The sequence below is a fragment of the Cytophaga aurantiaca DSM 3654 genome (assembly GCF_000379725.1).
Taxonomy (GTDB): domain Bacteria; phylum Bacteroidota; class Bacteroidia; order Cytophagales; family Cytophagaceae; genus Cytophaga; species Cytophaga aurantiaca.
Map to the genome: position 1 here is coordinate 212797 of NZ_KB903643.1, position 24912 is coordinate 237708.

At 35.8% G+C, this 24912-nt stretch carries 26 protein-coding genes; 18 read left to right on the forward strand and 8 right to left on the reverse strand.

Features of this window, described 5'->3' with window-relative positions; translation table 11 throughout:
* Positions 1 to 3: 3 nt before the first annotated feature.
* The gene (locus tag A3EE_RS0112325) at positions 4 to 1032 is read left to right on the forward strand and encodes a hypothetical protein (protein WP_018343758.1); all 1029 of its coding nucleotides are present in this window, start codon (positions 4 to 6) and stop codon (positions 1030 to 1032) included.
* A gap of 33 nt (positions 1033 to 1065) precedes the next feature.
* Here the strand turns inward: A3EE_RS0112325 and A3EE_RS0112330 are convergent, their stop codons facing one another.
* Positions 1066 to 2037, reverse strand: coding sequence for a GlxA family transcriptional regulator (locus A3EE_RS0112330; RefSeq protein WP_018343759.1), 972 nt, complete (start codon positions 2035 to 2037; stop codon positions 1066 to 1068).
* 163 nt (positions 2038 to 2200) lie between these two features.
* On the opposite strand from A3EE_RS0112330, the gene A3EE_RS0112335 reads away from it, so the two are divergent.
* Both A3EE_RS0112335 and A3EE_RS0112345 read left to right on the forward strand, forming a co-directional pair.
* On the forward strand, positions 2201 to 2689 hold the full coding sequence (locus A3EE_RS0112335) for an SRPBCC family protein (RefSeq protein WP_018343760.1): 489 nt from the start codon (positions 2201 to 2203) through the stop codon (positions 2687 to 2689).
* Between the two features lie 86 nt (positions 2690 to 2775).
* A complete protein-coding gene (locus tag A3EE_RS0112345) occupies positions 2776 to 3216 on the forward strand; it encodes an SRPBCC domain-containing protein (protein ID WP_026209754.1) in 441 nt (146 codons plus the stop codon).
* Between the two features lie 18 nt (positions 3217 to 3234).
* Here the strand turns inward: A3EE_RS0112345 and A3EE_RS0112350 are convergent, their stop codons facing one another.
* Entirely contained in the window at positions 3235 to 4353 is a 1119-nt protein-coding gene (locus tag A3EE_RS0112350) for an AI-2E family transporter (RefSeq protein ID WP_083921268.1), read from the reverse strand.
* 29 nt (positions 4354 to 4382) lie between these two features.
* Positions 4383 to 4931 (reverse strand): pyridoxamine 5'-phosphate oxidase family protein, encoded by a 549-nt coding sequence (locus A3EE_RS0112360; RefSeq protein WP_018343764.1) that lies wholly within the window; start codon positions 4929 to 4931, stop codon positions 4383 to 4385.
* Between the two features lie 205 nt (positions 4932 to 5136).
* Here A3EE_RS0112360 and A3EE_RS0112370 point away from each other — a divergent pair, with 205 nt between their 5' ends.
* From A3EE_RS0112370 to A3EE_RS0112385, 4 genes are all read left to right on the forward strand, one after another.
* Positions 5137 to 5514, forward strand: a complete 378-nt coding sequence (locus A3EE_RS0112370; RefSeq protein ID WP_018343766.1) for a hypothetical protein — start codon at positions 5137 to 5139, stop codon at positions 5512 to 5514.
* Positions 5515 to 5590: 76 nt separating this feature from the next.
* Positions 5591 to 5794, forward strand: coding sequence for a DUF6496 domain-containing protein (locus A3EE_RS0112375; protein WP_018343767.1), 204 nt, complete (start codon positions 5591 to 5593; stop codon positions 5792 to 5794).
* Between the two features lie 115 nt (positions 5795 to 5909).
* A complete protein-coding gene (locus tag A3EE_RS0112380) occupies positions 5910 to 7019 on the forward strand; it encodes a DNA topoisomerase IB (RefSeq protein ID WP_018343768.1) in 1110 nt (369 codons plus the stop codon).
* Positions 7020 to 7028: 9 nt separating this feature from the next.
* Entirely contained in the window at positions 7029 to 7673 is a 645-nt protein-coding gene (locus A3EE_RS0112385; protein WP_018343769.1) for a porin family protein, read from the forward strand.
* Between the two features lie 54 nt (positions 7674 to 7727).
* Here A3EE_RS0112385 and malQ read toward each other — a convergent pair whose 3' ends face one another.
* Both malQ and A3EE_RS21955 read right to left on the reverse strand, forming a co-directional pair.
* On the reverse strand, positions 7728 to 9224 hold the full coding sequence (gene malQ / locus A3EE_RS0112390) for a 4-alpha-glucanotransferase (RefSeq protein WP_018343770.1): 1497 nt from the start codon (positions 9222 to 9224) through the stop codon (positions 7728 to 7730).
* Positions 9225 to 9548: 324 nt separating this feature from the next.
* Entirely contained in the window at positions 9549 to 9719 is a 171-nt protein-coding gene (locus tag A3EE_RS21955; RefSeq protein ID WP_018343772.1) for a hypothetical protein, read from the reverse strand.
* An 82-nt stretch (positions 9720 to 9801) separates the two neighbouring features.
* Between A3EE_RS21955 and A3EE_RS0112400 the strand changes: the two genes are divergently transcribed.
* The 3 genes from A3EE_RS0112400 to A3EE_RS0112410 all read left to right on the forward strand — a co-directional run bounded on the left by A3EE_RS0112400 (position 9802) and on the right by A3EE_RS0112410 (position 13170).
* Positions 9802 to 11433 (forward strand): hypothetical protein, encoded by a 1632-nt coding sequence (locus A3EE_RS0112400; protein ID WP_245553838.1) that lies wholly within the window; start codon positions 9802 to 9804, stop codon positions 11431 to 11433.
* Positions 11420 to 12733, forward strand: coding sequence for a DUF5723 family protein (locus tag A3EE_RS0112405; protein WP_018343774.1), 1314 nt, complete (start codon positions 11420 to 11422; stop codon positions 12731 to 12733). Before A3EE_RS0112400 ends, A3EE_RS0112405 begins: the two co-directional genes overlap by 14 nt.
* A gap of 77 nt (positions 12734 to 12810) precedes the next feature.
* Positions 12811 to 13170 carry a phage holin family protein gene (locus A3EE_RS0112410; RefSeq protein WP_018343775.1) on the forward strand — a complete coding sequence of 120 codons (360 nt, stop codon included), beginning with the start codon at positions 12811 to 12813 and terminating at the stop codon, positions 13168 to 13170.
* 130 nt (positions 13171 to 13300) lie between these two features.
* Here the strand turns inward: A3EE_RS0112410 and A3EE_RS0112415 are convergent, their stop codons facing one another.
* From A3EE_RS0112415 to A3EE_RS0112425, 3 genes are all read right to left on the reverse strand, one after another.
* Positions 13301 to 14074, reverse strand: coding sequence for a hypothetical protein (locus A3EE_RS0112415; RefSeq protein ID WP_018343776.1), 774 nt, complete (start codon positions 14072 to 14074; stop codon positions 13301 to 13303).
* Positions 14075 to 14286: 212 nt separating this feature from the next.
* Positions 14287 to 15213: a lysophospholipid acyltransferase family protein gene (locus A3EE_RS0112420; protein ID WP_018343777.1), complete on the reverse strand. Its 927-nt coding sequence runs from the start codon at positions 15211 to 15213 to the stop codon at positions 14287 to 14289.
* 175 nt (positions 15214 to 15388) lie between these two features.
* The gene (locus tag A3EE_RS0112425; protein ID WP_018343778.1) at positions 15389 to 16744 is read right to left on the reverse strand and encodes a PhoH family protein; all 1356 of its coding nucleotides are present in this window, start codon (positions 16742 to 16744) and stop codon (positions 15389 to 15391) included.
* Positions 16745 to 17000: 256 nt separating this feature from the next.
* On the opposite strand from A3EE_RS0112425, the gene A3EE_RS0112430 reads away from it, so the two are divergent.
* From A3EE_RS0112430 to A3EE_RS21405, 8 genes are all read left to right on the forward strand, one after another.
* Positions 17001 to 17489, forward strand: a complete 489-nt coding sequence (locus A3EE_RS0112430; protein ID WP_018343779.1) for a YajQ family cyclic di-GMP-binding protein — start codon at positions 17001 to 17003, stop codon at positions 17487 to 17489.
* A 67-nt stretch (positions 17490 to 17556) separates the two neighbouring features.
* Positions 17557 to 18537, forward strand: a complete 981-nt coding sequence (locus A3EE_RS0112435; protein ID WP_018343780.1) for a polyprenyl synthetase family protein — start codon at positions 17557 to 17559, stop codon at positions 18535 to 18537.
* A 167-nt stretch (positions 18538 to 18704) separates the two neighbouring features.
* Positions 18705 to 19286, forward strand: coding sequence for a hypothetical protein (locus tag A3EE_RS0112440; RefSeq protein ID WP_018343781.1), 582 nt, complete (start codon positions 18705 to 18707; stop codon positions 19284 to 19286).
* 398 nt (positions 19287 to 19684) lie between these two features.
* On the forward strand, positions 19685 to 22138 hold the full coding sequence (locus A3EE_RS0112445) for a glycoside hydrolase family 3 N-terminal domain-containing protein (RefSeq protein WP_018343782.1): 2454 nt from the start codon (positions 19685 to 19687) through the stop codon (positions 22136 to 22138).
* 112 nt (positions 22139 to 22250) lie between these two features.
* Positions 22251 to 22769: a hypothetical protein gene (locus A3EE_RS0112450; RefSeq protein WP_157447008.1), complete on the forward strand. Its 519-nt coding sequence runs from the start codon at positions 22251 to 22253 to the stop codon at positions 22767 to 22769.
* A 22-nt stretch (positions 22770 to 22791) separates the two neighbouring features.
* Complete coding sequence (locus A3EE_RS0112455; RefSeq protein ID WP_018343784.1) at positions 22792 to 23085, forward strand: antibiotic biosynthesis monooxygenase family protein; 294 nt, start codon at positions 22792 to 22794, stop codon at positions 23083 to 23085.
* A gap of 7 nt (positions 23086 to 23092) precedes the next feature.
* Positions 23093 to 23935 carry an energy transducer TonB gene (locus tag A3EE_RS21400; protein ID WP_157447009.1) on the forward strand — a complete coding sequence of 281 codons (843 nt, stop codon included), beginning with the start codon at positions 23093 to 23095 and terminating at the stop codon, positions 23933 to 23935.
* A 41-nt stretch (positions 23936 to 23976) separates the two neighbouring features.
* Positions 23977 to 24804 (forward strand): energy transducer TonB, encoded by an 828-nt coding sequence (locus A3EE_RS21405; protein ID WP_245553839.1) that lies wholly within the window; start codon positions 23977 to 23979, stop codon positions 24802 to 24804.
* Positions 24805 to 24912 lie beyond the last annotated feature (108 nt).

The window sequence follows — 24912 nt, forward strand, 5'->3', positions numbered from 1 at the left end:
TTTATGAGAAGCGGTTATCTATTTATTATTTTTTGTTTTCTTAATTGCACGAATTCAACAGAAGAAAAGAATTCAATGGTTCTTACCGATTCAGTTCCGTCTCCGACAGAATATGCTGCAGACACATTAAAGGTGGAGGAGCGTCAGTTAACAGCAGATGATACAATTGCAGCATCAAAAGTTGTATATGTATCACCTGTAGATGGTGAATTCATGTATGAGTCAATGGATAAAACCATTGAGCCGCCAAATCGGGTAGATTTTTGCCAATATCTTGAAGTACTTACAGAATATCCGCAGTGGTATAAAGTGCGGAAAGGATATAGGTATGATGCTTCGGTTTTTTATATTCCTGTTTCGTCCACTTCATCTCAATTTCCGGCATCGTTTACACTGCAGTATCCTTCTTTCACTATTTGTTTGAAAGGGATTTTAGTAGATTTTGATGACGATTACAATTATGTTGGTACAGACGAAGAGATAGCTGTTAATCCTATTGTAAATGTCAAAAAAGATACGATTTTCATTTCCGAACAATTTGATTCATATCAATATCCTAAACTTATTCAGATCATCCCTAAAAATAAAAATGATCAGTTTAAAATTTCATATACGTATACACATAGCATCGTTGAAGCCCTTGATCATCGTTCAACGAAATTAACACAAGAGCGACAGAATAAATATGACTATGAACAGTTGTCGGATGTTTTGCCATATACTGCATTGTCAGATTCTTTACGTTATTATTTCAGATTGCCATTAGATTCAGATGTTTCAATAAGCGAAGACCAACTCAAAACATATAAGCAAATCATGAAAAAGAAGTATCAATTAAAAGATACGATTGTTAATATTCCTTATGAAAGTGAATATGGGGATGATACCATCTATATTCAATTCACCCGCAATTCAAAATTATTTCAATATGGTCTTAATGATACCAGATACATTCGTATTGATAGAATTGAACAAGGAAAAATAAAAGAGTCTAAATATTTTGTGATTTTAAATATAAATGGAGGATGTTGATCTATAATTAGTCACACGAAAATAATAATGTTATTACATTACTGTAGCATATTTCGATTTGTATTCCAGCGGGGACAAGCCTGTTATTTTTTTGAATACTTCTCTGAACGCTTTATCATCCGCATATCCAACATCCTGCATCACTTCAAAAATACTTTTACGTCCTTTTTCCAAGGTACCTTTTGCAACTTCAACTTTTACACGTTGCAGATATTCTACCGGAGTATTTCCTGTCGCCTTAATAAAACGTCTGTCGAAATTACGTCTGCTTGTTGCAAGTTTTGACGCCAGTTCTTCAAACGATATTTTTTCACTAAGGTGTTCTTCAATATAGGTTTGAGCCTTGCTGATCACCGCATCGCCGTGATTTTTCTGTACCTGAAAAATGGCAAAAGGAGATTGCGAAGTACGATCAATTTCAATCTGAAAAACTTTTGAACAATAGATGGCCGTTTGTCTGTCAAAATATTTTTCAACCAGAAAAAGTATGAGATTCAGAAACGAGTAGGCACCACCATTTGTATAGATGCCTTTTTCTGCGGCAATGAGTTTGTCAACCTGAAGATCAATGTTTGGAAACATACGTCTGAAATCGTTTGCAGCATTCCAATGTGTGGAACATGTTTTTCCATCCAGCAATCCGGTTGCAGCTACTAAAAAAGAACCCGTACAGATACTCGCGATTTCAGCACCGTTCTTATATTGTTCTTTGATCCACTGAATCAATTTTCCATTATCTTTTAACACGGTATCGTAATCGTAGGAAAGAGAAGGAATAACTATGATATCCGTTTTGATGATTGAATCGATCGGAACAGGATGAAGCGAAAAATATCCGACGCTTGTTTTTAACTCCGTTTCGAAACTTGCTATCTGTACGTCGAACAATGCTTTGTTTCCGATGCGTTGCCAATAGGCATTTGCGCGCGTCAGAATTTCATAAGAGCCTGTAATGCTGCTTAGGTTGATGTTACCTGTGGGAACTACGATTGTTACTTGCTTCATACGAGTGAATTTTTACAAAGGTAGTCAGTTGTGTTGTCCAAATCAACCCTGAATAATGTCCATTTGATGCCCTGTTTATCTTAAATTGAGACAGTATTTTTGTTGGATTCAACTAAGAATCAATTATTGTTCATATATTTTAATAAACTAAATAACAAACAGCATGGCAACGAAAGATTTAAGCTACACAATATCTGTAGACCAAACACCCAAAGAAGCATTCGATGCAATCAACAATGTGCGCGGCTGGTGGTCCGAAGAAATTGAAGGCAGTACCGATACATTGAATGAAACATTTGTGTATCAATACGAAGATATACATTATGCGCAGATCACCTTGATCGAAAGCATTCCGAACGAACGGGTTGTATGGTTTGTAAAGTACAATTATTTCAAAATGACAAAAGACAGAAGCGAGTGGACAGGTACAAAGATCAGTTTTGATATTTCTAAAAAAGGGGGCAAGACAGAGATCTGTTTTATACATCATGGTTTGGTGCCTGATTTTGAATGCTATGAGATCTGTTCAAATGCCTGGGCACAATACATTCAGCAAAGTTTAAAAGATTTGATTGCTACAGGAAAAGGAAATCCGAATGGCAAAGGCAAGCCTACCACTGCAGACGAAGAACGCCTTTCTTCTAAAAAATAAATAATGAGGTATTTGTACCCGCATAATTTTCTGCATCGGAAAATTGTGCGGGTACATATAGTTCGTACATAAACTTTTTAATGCAAATGAAAAATAAAGATTATTCAATAGAGCTTATAGTCGATAAACCCATTCATGAGGTATTCAATAGTATCAATACTGTTGCAGCATGGTGGACAGACGACATTAAAGGCAGTACAGAAAAACTAAACGATGTATTTACAGTTCAGTTTGCAGATATGCACATATCAACTCAGAAAATTATAGAACTTATTCCCGATAAGAAAATTGTTTGGCTTGTTACAGATAGTCATCTTAGTTTTCTCAAAGATAAAAGTGAATGGACAAACACTGAAATTCATTTTGAATTAAGTCGTTCGAACAATCAAACTCATATTCTATTCACACACGTTGGCCTGGTTCCAAACATTGAGTGTTATAAAGATTGTACAAAAGGCTGGGATTATTATGTAAAAGGAAGTTTGTATAAGTTTCTAACAGAAGGAAAAGGAACACCAGGTTTGTAGTGAACAACGTGGGGTATATTATATTTGAGAAGCATTGTGTTGCTTTAATTTCGGATGAATGATTTTTTGCTGAATTTTTTTGAATGCTGTTTTTTTCTCCGGATCTTCTGAAGCAAACAGGATCGCATATTTATTCCATTCCGGATTGCTTTCAATCAAAGCTTTTGCAATACCTAAGAACGGTACAAACAATACCATTCCGGAGACTCCCCAGATAATAGCGCCCAGCATTACAGCTGATAACACAAGAAAAGCATTGATCTCCATTTTATCTCCAACCAATTTGGGACGTAAAATATTTTCCTGAATCATATTAGAGAAGTATAAACAAACAGTTATATAAATAACTGTTGATCCGGATTCTTTTGTGATCCAGACAAAAGATAAGATACCAACGTAGGCAATTAAATTTCCGATGTAGGGAATGATATTTAAAACAGCAAGGAAGATACTGAAAAAGAGTGCTGATTTAATTCCAAACAGCATTAGAATAATATAGGTCATGACTGCAGTAACCAAAGTCAATATCATGGTTCCCCAGAGATAATTTTTAACGCTGGTTAAGGATTTTGTTATGAAGTTTTGTATGGTTTCAAGATCTTCTCCTTTATAATTTTTTTGGTAAAAATCTTTAATCAGACCTCGTAAATTTAAAATGAAAAATAAAAAAACGGGTGTAAGTGCAAGTGTTAAGATATTTGTACCAACGCTACTTAATTGCAGCGATAATAGACCAATGCCATTTTTAAGCATATTGGATAAACTTTCTTTTAAACTATTGGGTTCATAAAAATGCAAACCGCTTTTTGATTGCAAATATAAAATAGACGATTCGATTCCTTCTTTGATTTTATGCAATACATTATCATTTGTTTGTATGATCACCAAAGCCTGTGTAATTAAAAAATATAATGTAAAAAACATTAAAACGCAGAATAACATTGTAACAAGAATAGATGTGATTGTTCTGTTCAATCCCTTACGTTCCAGAAACGTACAGACTGGATATAATAAACAAGCAAATAAAAAAGCCCAGGATACCGGTATCAACCAGGTGCTGGCAAAAATCATCACGGCAATCAATATTACACCGATCAATAAATTCTGAAGTACTTTTGAATTGTGTATTTGTTCCATAAGGAGATAATTTTGTTAGTCAGCTTCCCTTATCCGTGCGAAATATGTGTTTTATGAATAGGTTGATTTTGTAATTCACCTTGAATGGAATCATCTAATGTTATCCCTGTTGCAGCGCCGATAAGTATTTTTATTCCTGCGATAAAATTGCCATGTTTTGTATCCCAGTAATATCCATGAGCTGGTATAAATTTTATAATTGAAATACGTGGATCATTTTGACCTTCTGTAAACCATGTTTTTAAAAATGGATTCCATAATTCTGCTATCATGCGCTTATCTTTTAAAACTTGTGCCTTTCCGGACAAGTGCATAAAATCTGAATGCTGGTTATTTTGAAAATATAAATAAATGAAACTATTTTCTTCGATTTCTTTATTTTGATTGCTGTCGCTTGCACTCAGAAACCAAATAGCACCTTCTTTATCTACCCGCTGAACAGTCATAGGTCTTGAACCTGCGGATGTACATAAAAAACATGTTTGTCCATCTGCTAATTCAATAATTTTTTTTATGGAAGCTGCATCTGTTAAATCCTGATGATTTTTTTCCCGTTGATTTTTGTCTATGCTGTTCATATGGCTAAAATTTGGTGAAAGATATATGCAAATAGGTCAAATGCAAATAAAAATTATTACACTAAAAATGCTAAAAATTACAATTTACACAGATACAGAATTTCGACCATTTATGTAAATGATATAATTTTATTCTGAAAATCTGTAAAACATCTTTATACATAATTATAGATTTTTGTTATACATAATAATTAATAAAATAAATATGCTTGAACAAGTCTTTTGGCTGTTTATTCTGGCAATTCCCATTGCATGTATTTCATGGACAGTAACACATGAAGAGGTGTTTAAAGAACCCCGTGAATATTGCATTCATAAAAGTAAAACATGTAAATCTTTATTGCATCGTAAGTTCTTTTACCTGTTTACCTGTGAATATTGTTTCAGTCATTATGTAACCTTATTTATTCTGTTCATTACAGAATATAAATTATTTTATTCGGATTGGCGTGGGTATTTGCTGGCAGGTTTTGCATTGGTTTGGATTGCGAATTTATATATGAGTCTTCACTTGTTGCTTCGCCAAGCAATCGTAAAAGAGAAGAGCGAAATTCAGGTATTAGAGAATAAAACAAACAATTGATCTTTCAATCAGCTGAATCTTTCAACGAGTTATGGAAATTAAAAGCTGTATTGTTCAACTGTCCAAATAAAATAATATGGCAAAGTATTCTAAAAAAGCACAGGAATATGTTGAGAGTGCGATGCATCGCATGCATGAAGGAAAGTTAAAATCCAGCAGTGGCGATAAAGTTGTAAATCCGAAACAAGCCATAGCTATAGGCTTATCGGAAGCAAAAGAAAAGGGAGCTAAAGTGCCTACGAAAAAAACTGTATCTAAAAAATCAACAACTAAAAAATAAAAAATATGAAAGACATTACTTTAGAAGAAGTTTACGAAGTGGATTTCTTGTTTATTTAAAATGAACTGTGGCAGTACAGATTCTAACGATCGATAAGAGTTAAATAGATAATTTTATGACGCTAGCGCAAACAGCAGTTTCGGAATTTATTATATCAAAAAGTAAGATTGCCAAATGTGTCAAAGATTACGAAGCAAGTGCAAAGCTTGCCAATTTGATATATGTAGGTGATAATGAAGAGGGGATTATCCGTAAAAAGAGAGGAACTGCATTTTCGTATTACTACAAAGATGAAAAAATTTCGGATAAAAAGATCCTGAAACGTATTAAGCAATTGGTTATTCCGCCTGCTTGGGAAAACGTATGGATTTGTTTGAAAGAATATGGACATATTCAGGCAACAGGAATTGATTCTAAAAAAAGAAAACAATACCGCTATCATCCCAATTGGTCCAATTTTAGAGATCAGACAAAATATTACCGATTAAAAGAATTTGCATCTGTATTGCCTGCAATACGATCTAAGATAAAAGAAGACCTTGCTCAGCGTGGATATCCGCGTACGAAGGTGTTGGCAGCAATCATCAGCATTATGGAATCAACCAGCATTCGTGTTGGTAATAATGTATACGAAAAGCTCTACGGTTCTTATGGCTTGTCAACGATGCAAGATAAGCATGTTAAGATCAAAGGAGATGAGGTACGCTTTCTGTTCAAAGGTAAAAAAGGCGTGTATCACAGAATTAGTCTGAAGAGCAGAAAGCTTGCTCATATTATTTCTCAATGTAAGGACATTCCCGGAAAAGAATTGTTTCAATATTTTGATGAAGCCGGCAACAACCACTGTATTGATTCAGGTGATGTAAATGCGTATATCCGTGAAATATCGGGAGGAGATTTTACAAGCAAAGATTTTCGCACCTGGACAGGAACAGTGAAATGTTTACAAGCCTTTAGAAATTTGGGTTACGGTGAAAATAAAACACATGTAAAACGGTTGATGAATGAAGCAATGGACATTGTTGCACATCAATTAGGAAATACCCGTAGTGTTTGTAAAAAGCATTATATACATCCCGGCATTTTAACAGATTATGAAAATGGAAAACTGGAGAAGTATATTAACAAAATTCTGGAGATGGAAACAAAGATGGAAACAAATAATAATTCAAGTCCTTTAATTACACCTACAGAACTGGTGTTGGTCGATTTTCTCAAAAAATAAAATATCCATATGAAAAATAAAATACTTTTAACAGCGATTTTGTATTGTGTTGGCATACTTGCTTTTGCTCAACGAACATCTATAGGTATAACTGTCGGTTCCGGGACAACATGGATGTCTAATAGCGGACAGCATGTTGTTCATAAAGAATCATGTAATGTTGGTGCTGCTTTTGTATATAGCACTCAAACTCATTGGGGTTTGGGTATTGATGTTAAATATTCACGAGAAGGTTATAAACATACTTATAATGGAACATTAGCTTATGAAGGAAAAAAGATGGATGAACGTGTAAGTAGTGATTTCATTCGGATACCTATTCGTGCGATTTATTTTTTTAATGACAATTCGCACAACGTAAGGCCAAATATTTCTTTAGGTCCCAGTTTTGGTTTTCTTACCGGAGGTAAAATCAGAAATGAAGATGATAATACCATTTATACAAAAACTCCGGTTAAAGATGCTTACAATTCATTTGATTTCGGAATACAAGGGACGATCGGCTTAAGCTTTAAATTAAGAGAAACGCTTTGGTTAAGTACGGATATAGCATATTATCATGGATTGATCGTACAAAATACATATGGTTCCAACAATATGATGAATAGGAATTTGGTTTTGAATTTGGGCTTACGAATTGGCATAAATAAATAATATTGAACTCATTAAATTCACTGCAAAAACAGACTTTTTTGCAGTGAATTTTTATTATATTCTATTGAATAATGTAAGTTCATTTCGAATCTCTTTGGCCAGTTCTTCTGTGAATGGGGCTTGGGAATGCAGCCTCCATTGCCAGTTTCCATGCAGGCTTCCTGGTCGATTCATTTTTGCTTCCGAACCTAAGTTTAATAAATCCTGTACGGGAAGTATTGCAAGTACTGCAACAGATGAAATTGCTTTTCGAATAAATTCTTTATTTACATTCGAATGATTTATTTCTTTGTTTAAATAGGTTGAAATGTTTTGTCGGGTTTCATCTGATATTTCTTCTGTATACCAGCCAAGCAACGTATTGTTATCGTGTGTTCCCGTATATACAACATTATTTTGTTTGTAATTATGCGGACTGTGAATACTGGTTGCAGTATGTTCGCTGAAAGCAAACTGTAATAATTTCATTCCCGGTAGTCTGAATTTTTCGATCAGATCAATTACTGGCTGATCAATTTCTCCAAGATCTTCCGCAATAAAAGGCAGATCGTTGAGCATTTTCTTTAGCGTATTAAAAAAAGAATTACCAGGCGTTTTTGTCCATTTTCCATTCACCGCCGTATGCTCGGAGGCAGGAATTTCGTAGTATGCAGAGAATGCACGGAAATGATCCAGGCGGATAATATCACACATAAGCAAGGTGTGTTTTACACGTTTAACCCACCAATCATATTGCGTTTTTTGTAAAGCACTCCAGTTGAATACGGGCATGCCCCATAGTTGTCCGGTTTCTGAAAACATATCTGGCGGAACGCCTGCAACTTTTGCCGGACTGCCGTCTTTCGATAATTTAAAATACTCCCGATGTTTCCATACATCACTGCTATCGTGGCTTACATAAAAAGGCATGTCGCCAATGAATTTTATGTTTTTGTAGTTGCAGTAATTTTTTAATGTATTTAATTGTTTGAAAAACTGATATTGAATAAACTTCTGTTTTTTAATATCATGCTCAAGCGTTTTTTTTATTTTGGTGATCGCACTTGCTTCTCTGTTTTTTAATTCCTTTGGCCATTCAAGCCACCAGGCACCTCCGTGAAAATTTTTAATAGAAAGAAATAAAGTAAAATCATCTAACCAATAAGCATGTTCGCTGCAAAAGGTATTAAATTCGGATGCATCCTTTTTTTCAAAACGTTCAAATGCTTTTGTAAGCAAGCCCATTTTATAAGCATATGCTTTATCAAATTCTACGTGGTGTTCTTCAAAGATAGGATTTGTGATGTCTTCCGGTAGTAGTAAATCTTCTTTTAATAAAATCTCAGGACTAATGAATAATGGATTTCCGGCAAAGGCGGATAAACAGCTATAAGGAGAAAATCCCCGTCCGCCGTCTGTATAGTTCAATGGCAGCGTTTGCCAATAAGTCATTCCGCAATTGGATAGATAGTCTGCAAAGGAATAGGCAGAAGGGCCAAAGTCGCCAATACCCGATGAATTATATAAAGAAGAAATATGCAAAAGTGCTCCACAGCTACGATTGATTTTCATATGTAATGCGTTTGAAATAAATAATTAAATTGCCCTTATTAAAGATAAGAAATATCAGGACTTTATGAAGTAAAAGATGAATTAAGTATATGCAACCAATGAATTGCTTAGGCAGCAGTGTATCACAATAGAATATGTTCTTGTAAGAATTTGATTTTTTTCCACACCATGCTTACTTTTTGCTCTTTTGAATGTCTTTATTATAAAGTTGGTGGTATGCCAACAGAAAAAGTGAACGATAAGGCTTCTTCAGGAATAAAAAATAAAGAGGAAGTGTGTTGATTAGACACCGCTTCCTCTTTATTGGGGGAGATTAAATGTTTGTTAACAGTCTAATTGAGGACATTCGTGTTTCTTTCTATGCTTTTGCTGCTTTTTAATGCGCTTTTCAGTGGACGACTTTTTCGGTTTGCCAGGACCGGAAGCAGAAGTACCGCCTAAGCAGCCAACAGAAATGAATCCGCTTAGTATAAATAAAATAATGAGTTTTCTCATAATGCAATAAATAATATGAATTCTTCAATTCAATATACAAAAAATAGATTAAATTAGAACTATAATTTTAATTCCTAAGAAATTGAAAATCATACATAAAAGGACTTTTTCGTATTTTTTATTATTGGTGGCATTTACATCAATCACTTTTGGTTGCTACAAAAGAGATTTTGATAAATTAAAAGTCGCCAATGCAACTCCAGAATATCTATATCCCTTGATTGATGCAGATTTATCATTGAAGGATATTGTTGATCCCAATAAAAAGCAACTGAATATTACGGAAGATATAAATGGCTTTTATACGTTCATTTATTATCAGGATTTATATACCCAGCTTATTACAGATCTTTTAAAGATTACAGATCTTGCTATTACGCAGTCTGTGGCGCTTACAACTACTGAAGTTGCAGGCTTACCAGGTTCCGGAAGTATTTCACATGCTTTTACGAAATCTGTTACGCTAACAACCACACATGGAGAAAGATTGAAAACGGTTCTTGTTAAATCAGGAACAGTACCACTAAAAATATCTTCCACTTTCAAACACAATGTGGACGCAACCATAACATTTCCCTACATCAAAAAGAACGGGGTTGCTTTAACAAAAACAATTTCGCTGACTTACAATGGAGCATCTCCGGTTGTTTCAACAACTTCCATTGATTTGACAGGTTACACATTGGATTGCAGTGAAGGCAATACAAAGTTTAATACAATTACCTATACAGGTAATTTAAAGGTGACATATAAAAGCGGCAATGCAATTACTACCGCACAGAATATTGCGATCACTACAGGCCTTACAGATATTCAATATTCGTATGTAGATGGATATATCGGTCAGTATGCACTTTCGGTACCAAAAGATTCTGTAGCAATTGATATTTTTGATAATGCATTCATAGGGACTGTATTTTTTACAGATCCCAAAGTACGCGCAATCATTACGAATTCAGTAGGAGCAGAGTCTACAGTAAAAATTAATAGTTTAATTGCACAATCAAAGATTACAGGAAATACTGCCATTACAGGTTCAATTATCAATACAAACATTCCGATCTTATATCCTTCACTTGCAGAGATTGGCCAATCAAAGTCAACAACCATACAGCTGGATAAAACGAATTCAAATGTTCAAACAGTTTTTAATCCAGCTCCCAATAAAATAATTTATCAAATGTCTGCTGCTATTAATCCATCCGGAGTATCGGCTAATTTTGCTACAGATAGCAGCTATGTAAAAATTCGTGGTGAAGTTGAAATTCCTATGGAAGGCAAAGTAACAAAGTTCGTTTTATTGGATACAATAGAAAATATTTCTTATCCGGATATTGTTGTTGGCGGTAAAGCAGTTACTATAACACGCGCTGCCTTTAATGTTGCATTGTCCAATGGTTTTCCGATGAATACAAGTATACAGATGTATTTTATGGATGATGCAAATGTGATCCTGGATTCGCTGTTTGCGGCACCACATGTAATACCATCGGGATCTATCGACGCATCAGGGAAAGTGACAACACCTACAGAAATCTTTATCAAGGAAGTGTATGACGAGGCTCGTTACAGCAGAATTACTGCATCAACGAAAGCCGTTATGTATGCATACTTCAGTACTGCAAACAATGGTACGGTCCCTGTTAAAATATATTCTTCTTATAAATTAAAATCTAACATTAGTATAGACGTTAAAGCCAATGTTAGTTTCTAAAAAAATACTCACCATTATTTATATTTTTTTGTTGGGCAGCGTTTCGGCTTTTGCTCAGCAGGAAATGACTTTGCAATTTTTGACCTGGGTACCTCAGGCAGGATACACTGATCTCACACTGCAGCCCGATCATTATAAGAAGAGCATTGGCGTGCCTTTCATTAGCTCTATTCAGTTATATTATTTAAACCCGGCATTCAAATATAATGGCCTCGTGCACGACAATGTAGTGCAACCAAATAATGTTATCCCAAAACTGAAAAAATACAACCAATTATATTCGGGCGGAAGTATTGATCTGTTTAGCATGCGTTTTAAAACTGAGAAGACTTATTTTCAGGTAAGTCTGCGCGATGTATGGTCACAACGTTTTGTATATACGAGCGATCTTGCAAACCTGGTCTGGAATGGGAATGCTTCTTTTGCAGGGAAGTCAGCTAATTTGAATAACATACGTGTGGCAATGAACTATTACAGAGAGTTGGCTTTCGGAGTAACAAAGTCAGTTAATGATCGTTTCATCATTGGTGTGCGTGGTAAATTTTTAATGGGCTTGACAAACGTTACAACTCAAGATTCGAAGAATACGTTGTATACCGCTCCCGATGGCCTTTCTTTAAGCGGCCATTCACAGTTTACATTACTTACTTCAGGTTTGATAAATGATGATCAGATCAAAGCCGGAGATTTATTCGGGTTTCAAAATCTGGGTGCAGCAGCGGATGTCGGAGGTAGATACAAATTCTCAGATAAATTTTCTATTGCAGCTAATGTAACCAATCTTGGTTTTATTAACTGGAAGAAGGATGTGAAGAATTACAGAGTGAATGGTGACTATACATATACCGGCTACATCATGCACGATAGCGCAGATATAGCAAATGCAGACTGGCAAAATATCGTAGATACACTTGAAACAATTTTCAAACCGAAAGAAGATAAGAAATCTTATAAATCATGGCTTACACCAACGGTTTATGTAAGTGGTAATTATCTGCTGCGTCCAGATTTGAATCTATATTCTTCTGTTGCCCTTGATATATATCATGGGGTACGACCAACATTTACATTGGGAGCTACACAATCATTCGGACAACGGATACAGGCTACACTAAGTTATTCGCTTACACCCAGCAGTTATTTTAATCTTGGCGGAGGATTTGTTGTGCGGGGCGGACCTGTACAGTTTTATATCGTAACGGATAACATTATTGGTGTGTTTGATCCCTATGCTGTTAAGTATGCTAATGTACGTGTAGGTATAAACCTTTTAATGGGTAAGGCTGAAACTGCCGATTAAAAAATATCGTTAAATTTGCATCTGGTTCTGCAGAAACAAAAAGCTTTTTGTATTTTTGAACCAAGCAAATAAAAACTATGATTCATACACTTTTAAAAATTGCATTTAGCGTTGCAGTTGTATTGGGCTGCACCTATTTGTTTTGGTTTGTAGAGGTAGAAAATGTGCGTTCAGCCATTCTCTTTGTAGCCGTGATCGGTTTACTGAATATCTTTGTTAAGCCCTTACTAACAATTCTTACGATTCCTATCACCATATTTACCCTGGGATTCTTTCTTTTAGTTATCAATACCATTATTGTACGCATTGCAGATTATTTCATTGATGGCTTTCATATCGAAACCTTCTGGCATACATTCCTGTTCAGCTTAGTATATTCGTTATCAAATGCAGTGTTTGAATCATTTTTTAAGGAAAAGAAAAAGGGGGATGCTTAAAGCGGAAGGCCTATAAGATATAACCAATAACGTTATTAGATAACTGAAAAAATAAACATTATTAAAATAACATAAAAAAGGTATTGTCGCATATGACAATACCTTTTTTATGTTATTAGATAAGATGAAATTATTTACAGTTGTATGTATAATGAACATCGCTTTGAGTAACACCAGAGATTAGTTCTTTCTTACGTGTAGTATAACCTTCTGAATTCGATTCATAAATATATGAAGTAGTAGTTGAACCTTCAGTTGTTGATGCTGGTAGTTTATCACTTACATCTCCATAAAGGTTTGCTACGATTGAACTTTCAGGAGCAAGGAATTCGCTTTTTGCATCATCAGAACCATAAGAATAAACAGTTGTTGTAGTTGTGCCGTTGTTTATTTTAACTTCTTTTTTTGTTAAATTTTCTCCTGTATATGTATACCATGTTGTGTCATATGTTGAAACAGGTAATACAACTACAGTAGTGTTTTTAGTAACCCTTCTTGTATTGTGTTTGCCTGAATCGTACGTATACCATGTAGTATCTGCCGAATTATAATCAACGCCATTTATAGAATATACAGAATAAGCTACATTGTTATTTGAATTCAAATGATAATCTACCTGAGATGTTAAAGCACTGCTGCCATCATAATTTTTCTCAACAATTTTACTTGAAGAATACGTATAAAGCGTGTATTCCTGAGAACTGCCGGCATTGTTAAATCTCTGTAGTTTGATGATGCGGTTGTCAGAATCATAGGTTGCTTGAGAAGAATCGGCACTTGTTGTTTGGTGATTTAACGTACAAGCTTGAGCAGGATGGACGGCATCGTCGGTGTCTTTTTTACAAGATGTTAAAGCTGTAAATCCGAATAATACTAGAGCTGATAAAAAGATTTGTGTTTTCATTGTAGTTAAGTTTTTTAATGTTAGTTGAATTTTAATAACATAAAACTACTTGCATACATGTTGTATTATTTTACATGAAAATATGAAATGCTTATATAAATCGTATAATGGAAATCGTGTAAAAATAAAATGAATGTGTGTATATCAAAATAAAAAATCTCTGCTATTTTCTAACAGAGATTTTTTAATAAATAATCCAATATGTTTATATATTACATAATTTCTTCACCGGGCTTTGTTTTAAAGCGGTCGTGCATCCATACCCATTGCGATGGATCTTTGCGGATGAAAGCATCAACAGCCTGATTCATGCGAAGCGTATTGTTTAATAGATCCTGTTCAGCATCCCCACTCTTAGTGACTTCTAATGCAGGCATACACGTAATGGTTTGGTTGTCGTGTTCATCCATCTGCACAATTACAGGAACAATGTCTGCACCGGATTTCAATGCGATCATTGTTGCGCCAACCGGAGTAGCTGCTGGGACACCCATAAATTCTACAAAACGGCTTTTTACTTTTGTGTCCTGATCAATTAAGATGATCATTACACGACCTTCTTTCAGACTGCGCATCAACTGCAAGGTGTTTTCACCACGATGTACATATTTGCTGCCACCTTTTGAACGCGAGCGTACAATCAGATCATCCAGACGTGGATCTTTTAATTTTGTACCCACCATGATGGATTTATAATTTAATCCGATAAAGGTACCAAGTATTTCAAATGCTCCGATGTGTGCAGTAAGAAGAACAACGCCTTTACCTTTAGCATAAGCTGCATCTAAATTTTCTTTACCAATGATTCGAACCTGCTTATAAAACTGATCCAGATTTTCCATCGGGAAAACGCGCAAAACTGTTGCTAAGTTTTTTCCCAGATTCATAAACATCTTTTTTGTAATGGCTTTGATCTCGTCTTCTGTTTTCTCATTGCCAAATACAACCGTTAAATTTTTAATGGCTCTGCGTCTGGGTTCACCAGCAAAATAATAGGCAAGTTTTCCCAGACCTCCATATACAAAGTATACCACAGGGCGCGGTAATTTCTCTGTTATGAAAATCAATGATTTTACAAGCCAGTATAGGAGGGTATATTTTAATCTTTTTAAGAAAGGACGGTTATCTACTTCTTTCATTCGGTTCAATGAATATTAGGTATGATGAAGCAATGCTTTACATTGGAGTTCAAAATTACAAAAAAAACAGAGGCTTTTCAAGCCTGCTAATTTTAATGATAGGATATTCAGAAGGTTACAGCAATAAAAAAGTCCCGCCATAAGCGGGACTCTCTATTTTTCGAATATGAAAGTTTTACAACAATTCGTTTGCAAGATTTGCCAGCTCTGAACGTTCGCCTTTTTCAAGGGTGATGTGTGCATATAGATCCTGATCCTTTAAACGGTCGATCAGATAGGAGAGACCATTCGATTCTGAATCTAAGTATGGCGTATCAATCTGGAAGATATCACCTGTAAAGATGATCTTGCAATTTTCACCCGCACGGGAGATAATTGTTTTTACTTCGTGCGGAGTAAGGTTTTGCGCTTCATCCACAATGAATACAATGTTGGATAAGCTTCGGCCCCTGATGTACGCAAGCGGTGTAATTACAAGCTTCTCTTTGTTCACCATATCGGTGATACGCTGATAATCCTGATCGGTTTCGTTGAATTGATTCTGAATGAATTTCAGGTTATCAAACAACGGCTCCATATATGGATTCAGTTTAGACTTTATATCACCCGGCAAGTAACCGATATCTTTGTTACTTAATGGAACAATCGGACGAGCAAGGAAGATCTGTTTGAAATCTTTTCTTTGCTCAAGTGTTGCTGCAAGAGCAATAAGCGTCTTACCTGTACCAGCCACACCTTGTATCGAAACCAGTTTAATGTGAGGATCCAATACCGCATGGATTGCAAATGCCTGTTCTGCATTACGAGGCTTGATGCCATATGCAGGGGTTTTGCCTACATGTTCCAGACGTTTGTCTACAGGATTGTAATAGGCAAGAGCCGAACTTTTTACACTTTTTAAAATGTAATAGTGGTTCTTGGAAACTTCCTCAGCGGGTATTGCATCGATGTCGCAATATCCTTTTTCGTATAATTCATTTATTTTTTCAGGTGCAACGTTTTCAATAGTCGTATGGCCTGTATACAATAGATCAATGTCTTTAACCTTGCCGGTATTGTAATCTTCCGAAGGAATATTCAGTGACTTGGCTTTTAAGCGCAGGTTGATATCCTTACTTACTAGGATTACTTTCTTATCCGGGTTCTCAGCTTGGACAGCAATGGCTGCATTTAAGATCTTGTGATCATTTTTGCGGTCGTCAAAAATCTTTTCCGCATCGGTTTCTTTTGTGCCATGGGTATTCATGACTACTTTAAGTTTGCCTTTGTTGTTTCCATCAAGTGGAATCCAGTCTTGAAGACTTACGCTATCGGCAGCCAGTTCATCCAGAAAACGGGTAAATTCGCGGGCTTCAAAGTTCTTGATGTCATTCCCTTTTTTAAAATTGTCCAGTTCTTCCAGTACAGTAATCGGGATGGCTAAATCATGTTCTTCAAAATTCTTAACCGCGTTGTGATCGTAAATGATCACCGATGTGTCCAACACGAAGATTTTCTTCTGTGTATCCTTGGTCTTTTTCTCCTTAGCCATAAAATCAAATTCGTTTGAACGATACGAAATCGTTTGTGAGTTTGTAAACTGTTAATAAATTGGACATGTATCTTTTACGTTTTGAATATACACGTTCCGCTGAAATTATGGATGGAGTATTACATGATTTTATCGTCTTGTTAATAAGTTTTCTAACGAGTATGCGATATCAAAGTTTTAAGATTTGCTAACAAATTTCAAATGCCTAACTTCGTTCTCACAATATTGTCTGATTCAGAATTAAATAGAAACGTATATGCCTTCATTTGATATAGTTAGTAAAGTTGATCCGCAAACGCTTGATAATGCACTTAATGTAGCCCGCAAAGAGATCACTACGCGTTATGATTTCCGCGATTCTAAAACAGAAATTGATCTGGATAAAAAAGCGTCGATCATCAAAGTTACCACAGAGAACAGCATGCGCATGAATGCAATCGTGGACATTATCATCACCCGTATGGCTAAGCAGGGCATTGATGCTAAGTCGCTTGACATGTCTAAGGAAGAGTATGCTTCCGGGCCGATGATCAAACGTGAGCTGCCTGTTAAAAACGGAATCGATAAGGAAAGCTGTAAAAAGATCATTAAGATTATTAAAGATTCGGGTTCGAAAGTTACACCTGCACAAATGGACGATCTGATCCGGGTTACGGGCAAGAAGATAGACGACCTTCAGGAAATTATAGGCTTGCTTCGCACCAAAGACGTTGGGGTAGCATTGCAATTTATTAATATGAAATAATTGCAGAATATTGCAATATGTGCAGGCTTTTTGCGACTTATAGTTATATTAGTACTTTAATAATCCAATGTCCGAAATTAGTTTAGATGATATAAAACATGTTGTGCAAGACGACATGAAGGACTTCGAAAAGAAGTTCCGTGATTCGATGAAGTCCAAAGTTATGCTTCTGGATAAGATCATGTCTTATATCGTTAAACGTAACGGCAAACAGATGCGCCCGATGTTTGTTTTTTTATCGGCTCATTTGGCAGGGGAAGTAAATGATTCTACACAGCGCGGTGCAGCCCTTATCGAATTACTGCATACCGCTACGCTTGTACACGATGATGTGGTAGATGATTCGGATTACCGTCGTGGTATGTTCTCCATCAATGCGCTCTGGAAAAATAAAATTGCTGTTTTGGTAGGCGATTATCTGCTGTCAAAAGGTTTGCTTTTATCGATTAACAACGGAGATTTTCATTTGCTGAAAATTGTATCCAATGCGGTGCGTGAAATGAGCGAAGGAGAGTTGCTGCAGATAGAGAAAGCCCGCAACCTGAATATCACCGAAGAAATTTATTTTGAGATTATACGCCAAAAAACAGCGTCCTTGATTGCGTCATGCTGTGCGGTTGGTGTGGCTTCTGTCAGTTCAGATGAGACACTGATTGAACGTGCGAAACTGTTCGGAGAAAAGATCGGGATGGCTTTTCAGGTGAAAGATGATCTGTTCGATTACGAAACATCTGAAATGATCGGCAAGCCGGTTGGTATTGATATCAAAGAACGCAAGATGACGCTTCCCCTGATTTATGCTTTGAATAAAACAAGCTGGCTGGAGAAGAAACGCATCATGTTCATCATAAAAAATCAAACACATAAATCTGCTAAAGTGCGCGAAGTGCTTCAGTTTGTGCGTGAGTCGGGTGGCATTGAATATACCCGTGCTGTGATGGAAAAATTCAGAACAGAAGCATATGCATTTTTAGATGAATTCCCGGATTCTATATACAAAAAAGCGTTACGCGATCTGGTTGATTATACCATTGCCCGTAAACACTAAGCCGCTTCGCGGAAATTTCAAAAAACAAAAAACAAATTTCAAAGATCGCTTAATAGTCTTCTGTGTAAATACATAGAAATAATAAGTGATTGCACTTTTAACTAATCAAAGACCGCGCTTCATTACCGTCCCTTTTAAGTGGCAAACTCATAAGAATAAAGAACAACATGATTAATTTTCTTATTCGTAATAAAAAGTCTTTAGGTGCTATGTGGGCGGTAACGACCATCGCTTTTACTGCAATGTTTTTTATTGCGATCCCTTTTTTAAATGGCCCACAACCAAGCGGTGATGAAAAACTTCTGTTAATTAGTATTACTGCAATCGGCCTGCCTTTATTTTTTTGTCTGATCATGTACATCAAGTCGGGTATATACAATTATAAGCTCAACAAAAACATAAGGTTCGAACCCTATACGGAATTTTTTAAACGAAACGGTTTTGTGCAGACATGGATTGATACAGACAGTTATTCAACCATTGCAGAAAAAGCGGTAGTTGGTAAACTACTTGATAAAAACATCATTTGTCGTATAGATGAAAAGCACATGGATCGTATGGATTTTGTGATATATGGACTAAACTCCGATAAAACAAAAGCAAATAGGAGTTATATACGCAATGTGTTTGATCTACAGGAACCCCGATTTTATGAAGGCATTATTTACAAAAGTTTCAACAAAACCAAAATATTAACTGCAGAATCAATTTCTTCAGAACTGGAAACATTGATCAAAAAGTACGAATAATTTCCAATGCCAAAGTGGGATTTGATGAGAAGAATTCTGCCCTTGAACTGTCGAAAGATTACATTCATTACGGTCATTTTTTAAGTAATAGACTGCTCATTTTTATAAATCAAAAGCCAATCATTCAAGTGGTAGCTTACTTATAATTAATTGTGTTTAGTTACCACTCACATATTCTGTGAAATTGTATAATCTATTAGTAATATGTGGTTTAATGGATTTATACGTATAAAGAACTGCAGAAAATTTATATTTTTCTTATATACCTTTAATTGATACCTTTTTCCCCGCCTGCTTCTTTGGCAAAACCTTAAAAAAGTTGTATTATTGAAAGATATTCCGTTGTTAAAACAACATGGAATACAATTCAACGCGTATTAAAATTTAACACATAAACGATGAAAAAAACAGTTTATCTTTTTGGTGTCCTTGTTTCGCTTTGGGCTTTTACTGCTTGTAATAAGACTGAAAAGAAAGAAACAGAGAGCACTGCTACGTCTGATAAAGACAAAGAAATTGATGCGAAAGTGGATGCACTTATAGCAAAAATGTCTGTTGAAGAAAAAGTGGGTCAAATGACTCAGGTAAATTTAAATACCATTCTTTACTCTGGCAACGGCAGCGGATACGATAACAACTATGGTATCATCAATCCTGCATTACTTGATACTGCTATCGGTACATACAAAGTTGGTTCGTTATTGAACGCGATCAACCGTGCGTACTCTCAGGATCAGTGGATTTCTATCCTTACTCAGATCCAGGATAAAGCTACCAAAACAGGTAATGGCATTCCGGTTATCTACGGTATTGATGCGATTCACGGTGTAACGTTTACATTGAATTCTACATTATTTCCGCACAATATTGGTTCTGCAGCATCATGGAATCCAGCGGTTCCGGCAGCTTGTGCTGAAGTTACTGCATTGGAAGCAAGAGCTTGCGGACTTCGTTGGAATTTTGATCCGGTTTTGGATCTAGGTCGTAACCCGCTTTGGCCTCGTTTCCCTGAAACATTCGGTGAAGATCCATTGATTGTTGAGCGCATGGGTGTTGCAGCAATTAAAGGATATGAAACTGCAGGTTTGAACAGCACAAAATCAGTGGCTTCTTGTATGAAGCACTTCATCGGTTACTCAGCTTCAAGAACAGGTCGTGATAGAACTCCTTCATTTATTCCTGAAATTGAATTGAGAGAATATTATTTACCTCAGTTCCAGGCAGCAGTTAAAGCAGGTGCTTCAACCATCATGATCAACTCTGGTGAATTAAATGGTGTACCTGTTCACGCAAGTAAATATTTGTTGACAGACATCCTTCGTAACGAATTAGGTTTCAAAGGCCTTGTAGTTACTGACTGGGAAGACATCAACCGTTTATACGAACGTCATAATACAAGTCCTTCATTGAAAGATGCTGTAAGAGTAGCTATTCTTGCAGGTATTGATATGAGCATGACGCCAAACGATTTCAAGTTTCCTAAATTATTAATTGAATTAGTAAAAGAAGGTTCAGTTCCTGAAGAGCGTATCAACGAATCAGTAAGAAGAATCTTACGTTTGAAATTTGCTTTAGGCTTATTCGAAAATCCGGTTGTTGAAAAAGATGCAATCGCTAACTTCGGTAAACCTGAGTTTGCTGAGAAAGCATTGTTTGCAGCAAGACAAACATTGACATTGTTGAAAAACGATAACAATGCTCTTCCATTGAAAAAATCTTTGAAGATTGTTGTTGCCGGTCCAAACGCAAACAACATTCCTTCATTACACGGATGCTGGTCATACACATGGCAAGGTGCTGATGCTACTGCTACACTTTCTAAAGCAGGAGATAAGCCATTCATTCCTGGATTTGATTTCGCTGAAGACAGCGTATTGTCATTATTCCCTGCATCTACTTTATCTATCAAACAAGCATTAGAAGCTAAGATCGGTGCAAACAAAGTTGTTTGTCAATCTGTATCAAACTACGAAGATCCTAAGAACTATACATTACCATCTGTTGCAGGTGCGGATGCGATCGTTCTTTGTTTAGGTGAAAATTCGTATGCTGAATCTCCGGGTTCTATCAGAGACTTAACATTAGATGCTCGTCAGTTAGCGTTAGCACAAGCTGCGATTAAAACAGGTAAGCCTGTTATCTTAGTATTGGTTGAAGGTCGTCCGCGTGTGATCTCTTCTATCGTTGATGGTATCCCTGCTGTAGTAGATGCATTCTGGCCAGGTAGCCAGGGCGCAAATGCAATTGCAGATGTATTGTTCGGTGATTACAACCCAGGTGGTAAATTGCCATTCTCTTATCCAAGAAGTACAGGTGATATGGTAATGTACGATCACAAATGGACAGAAGTAAATATCGAAACAACTCCGGGTGGTTTCGGTGATACGGGCTACTTGCCTCAATGGCCATTCGGTCACGGTTTGAGCTATACTACATTTGAATATTCTGACTTCAAACTTAGCACAGATACATTGGTTGGTGATGCGAAGTTGACTGTTTCAGTAACGGTGAAAAACACTGGTACTGTAGACGGCGACGAAGTAGTTCAATTGTACTCTCGTGATATGTTTGCTTCAGTAGTTCCAAACTTGAAAAGATTAAGAGGTTTTGAAAGAGTTTCAATCAAAGCGGGTGAATCTAAAACAGTAACGTTTGAAATTACTAAAGCAGATCTTTCATTCATTAAAGAAGATCAATCTGCACACACGTTTGAGCGTGTGACAGAAGAAGGTGACTTCAAATTGATGGTAGGTGGTTCATCTGCATTCGAATTGGTTGCTCCTGAGTTCCCATGGATGGCTTACCCATACAGAACGTACAAAGGTGCATTGAACTTTTACTACAAAAAATAATACCTATCTGAAAAGATAAATTGAAAAGAGTGGTGCTGAAAAGTGCCACTCTTTTTTTTGTATATTTAAAAAACAAAAGTACCCTATGATTAAAAGATATTTATTTTTAGTAATGATAACTTTTCTTTCTTGCACACAAAAGCAAGAGAATCCATACATTCCTTTGGTGGATACAGGATATGTTTATGTAGATGAAATTAAGTCGGGAAAAATAAAAGATTTAGATTCTCTTTTCATACCTTCTGAAATGCCTATAGATATTTTTTGTGATTTAGACGGTGATAAAAAGAATGATACGATTGGTTTAAGATTAGATACATTGACATTAAAGTATGGACTTGTTATTCAATATGCAGCTGGTAGATGTGATACCTTAGGGATGGGGAAAGATTTTTTGGATAGAGGTTTTAATGATTTTAATTGGGTAGGCATTATGGAAGTTGCTCCCAAAGGAAAGTTTTATTGGAATTATGTCAACTACGAACATAATATATCCATGGATCAGGTTAAGAGCGAAGATAAAATTACATTGGAACAGGATGGTATTTTTTTACATGAATCTGAAGCTTGTGGTGGTGGAGTTATTTACTTAACAGATAAAAATGAATATGCATGGATGCAGCAGGAGTAATTTCGAATTCAATATATAAAATATGATTTTAGAAAAGGCTGTATTAAACGTAAAACCTGAATTACAGAAAACATTTGAAGATGCATTCAGACAAGCGTCTGTTTATATTTCTTCTGTTAAAGGGTATGTGAATCACGAATTACACATCTGCCTGGAACAGGAAAATCAGTATCTATTACTGGTCACTTGGCAAACAGTAGAAGATCATACAATAGGCTTTAGGCAATCAGAAGCTTATAACGAATGGAAACGTTTGTTGCATCATTATTATGAGCCGTTTCCAATAGTTGAACATTATAAGAAAATAGAGTTATAGAATGAATATGAAAAATACATTCATCCACATCAGTACATTTCTTTTTGTATTTACTGCTACTTGTTTGGTCTCTGTTTCCCAAACTAAAATTGATACAATATATATCAAATATCTTTCATCTACTATTAGTACAACAAAGGATAGTGCATCTTACTATAGAGTCAGAACTTCCATTAATGGTATATTAAAAGCTTCCGATTATGATATAGAAGATGGCATGAAAGAATGTTCCGGTTATTACAAATCGTTTGACCCGGATGTGAAAAATGGATATTTTATTTATTATTTCAATGATTCGGTTATTAGTTCTGAAGGTAATTATGCAGAAGATAAAATGATGGGAACGTGGAAAGAATATTATTCAAGCGGCGAACTTTGGTATACCAAAACATTCGTTAACGGAATTACAAACGGCATGTTGAAAAGCTATTATAAAACAGGAGAAGTTAAACGCATCGAACAATATAAAAAAGGGAAACGGATAAAGGCACAATGTTATACCAGGAGCGGGAAAGATACCGCTTATTATGAAGTGCAAATTCTGCCTGCTTTCCCGGGAGGAGAAAAAGCGAAGATGGATTATTTTAAAAAAAATATAAAATATCCGGAACAAGCTAAAATAAATAACATAGAGGGGACAGTTTATGTGTCGTATAGTGTAAACAAAGATGGAAGTATCAGTGATGTTGAGGTTGTTAAAGGGAAAGGTGTTGATCCCTTGCTTGATCAGGCTGCTCTGGATTGTGTTAGGAATATGCCAAACTGGACACCGGGGTATAATGATGGAGATCCGGTAAAAGTGAGACTGACACAACGGATAAAGTTTACAATTTCTCCAAATGGAAAGTGAAGTTTGAATAAGAATCTGAAGAAGAAATATTAATGAAGAACATGAAGCAGATCGTTGGATATTTTATAACCCTGTTTTTAATAGGTTCATCTTATATGGGATTTTCCCAAACTAAAATTGATACCGTGTACGTAAAATATCATAACGCTGAAAATAATACTACGAAAGACAGCGCCTCTTTCTATAGAGTGAGAACAATAGCTGGTGGTGTATTAAAAGCAGAGGATTATAGTATTGAGGATAGCTCGCTAGAATCTTCAGCTCATTATAAATCCTTTGATCCATATGTGAAACAAGGGTACTGTATCTATTATTTAAATGACTCGGTTGTCTATTCCGAAGGAGATTATATGGAAGGTAAGAAGTCTGGTATATGGAAGAAATATTATTCCAGCGGCGAACTTTGGTATACAGAAACAGATGTTGAAGGAGATCGAAACGGTACATTAAAAGGGTATTATAAAACAGGTGAAATTAAGCGGATAGAAGAGTATAAAAATGATACGCTCGTAACAGGAAAATGTTATACAAAGTCAGGTAAGGATACGGCTTATTATGAAATGTATATTATGCCGGCTTTTCCCGGAGGCGAACAAGCAAAGATGAAATATATTCAGAATCATATAATATATCCTAAAAAAGCCATGCGTGAGCATATACAAGGGACGGTATATGTTTCCTATGTTGTAACTGCAGACGGGAGTATTGATGATGTGAAAATTTTAAAAGGAAAGGGAGTGGACGAATTGCTTGATGCTGAAGCTATACGATGCCTAAAAGCTATGCCAACCTGGACCCCTGGATATATTGAAGGCAGCCCGGAAAAAGTGAGAATGATACAACGGATAAAGTTTTCACTTACCCAATAACGATTTTATCAATATTGAGGAATCAATTCCAGGATCTGGATTTTATTTTAGATATATAATTATGCCGTTCATCTTCATAAATCGGCTGATGGTCTATTTTATTATTTT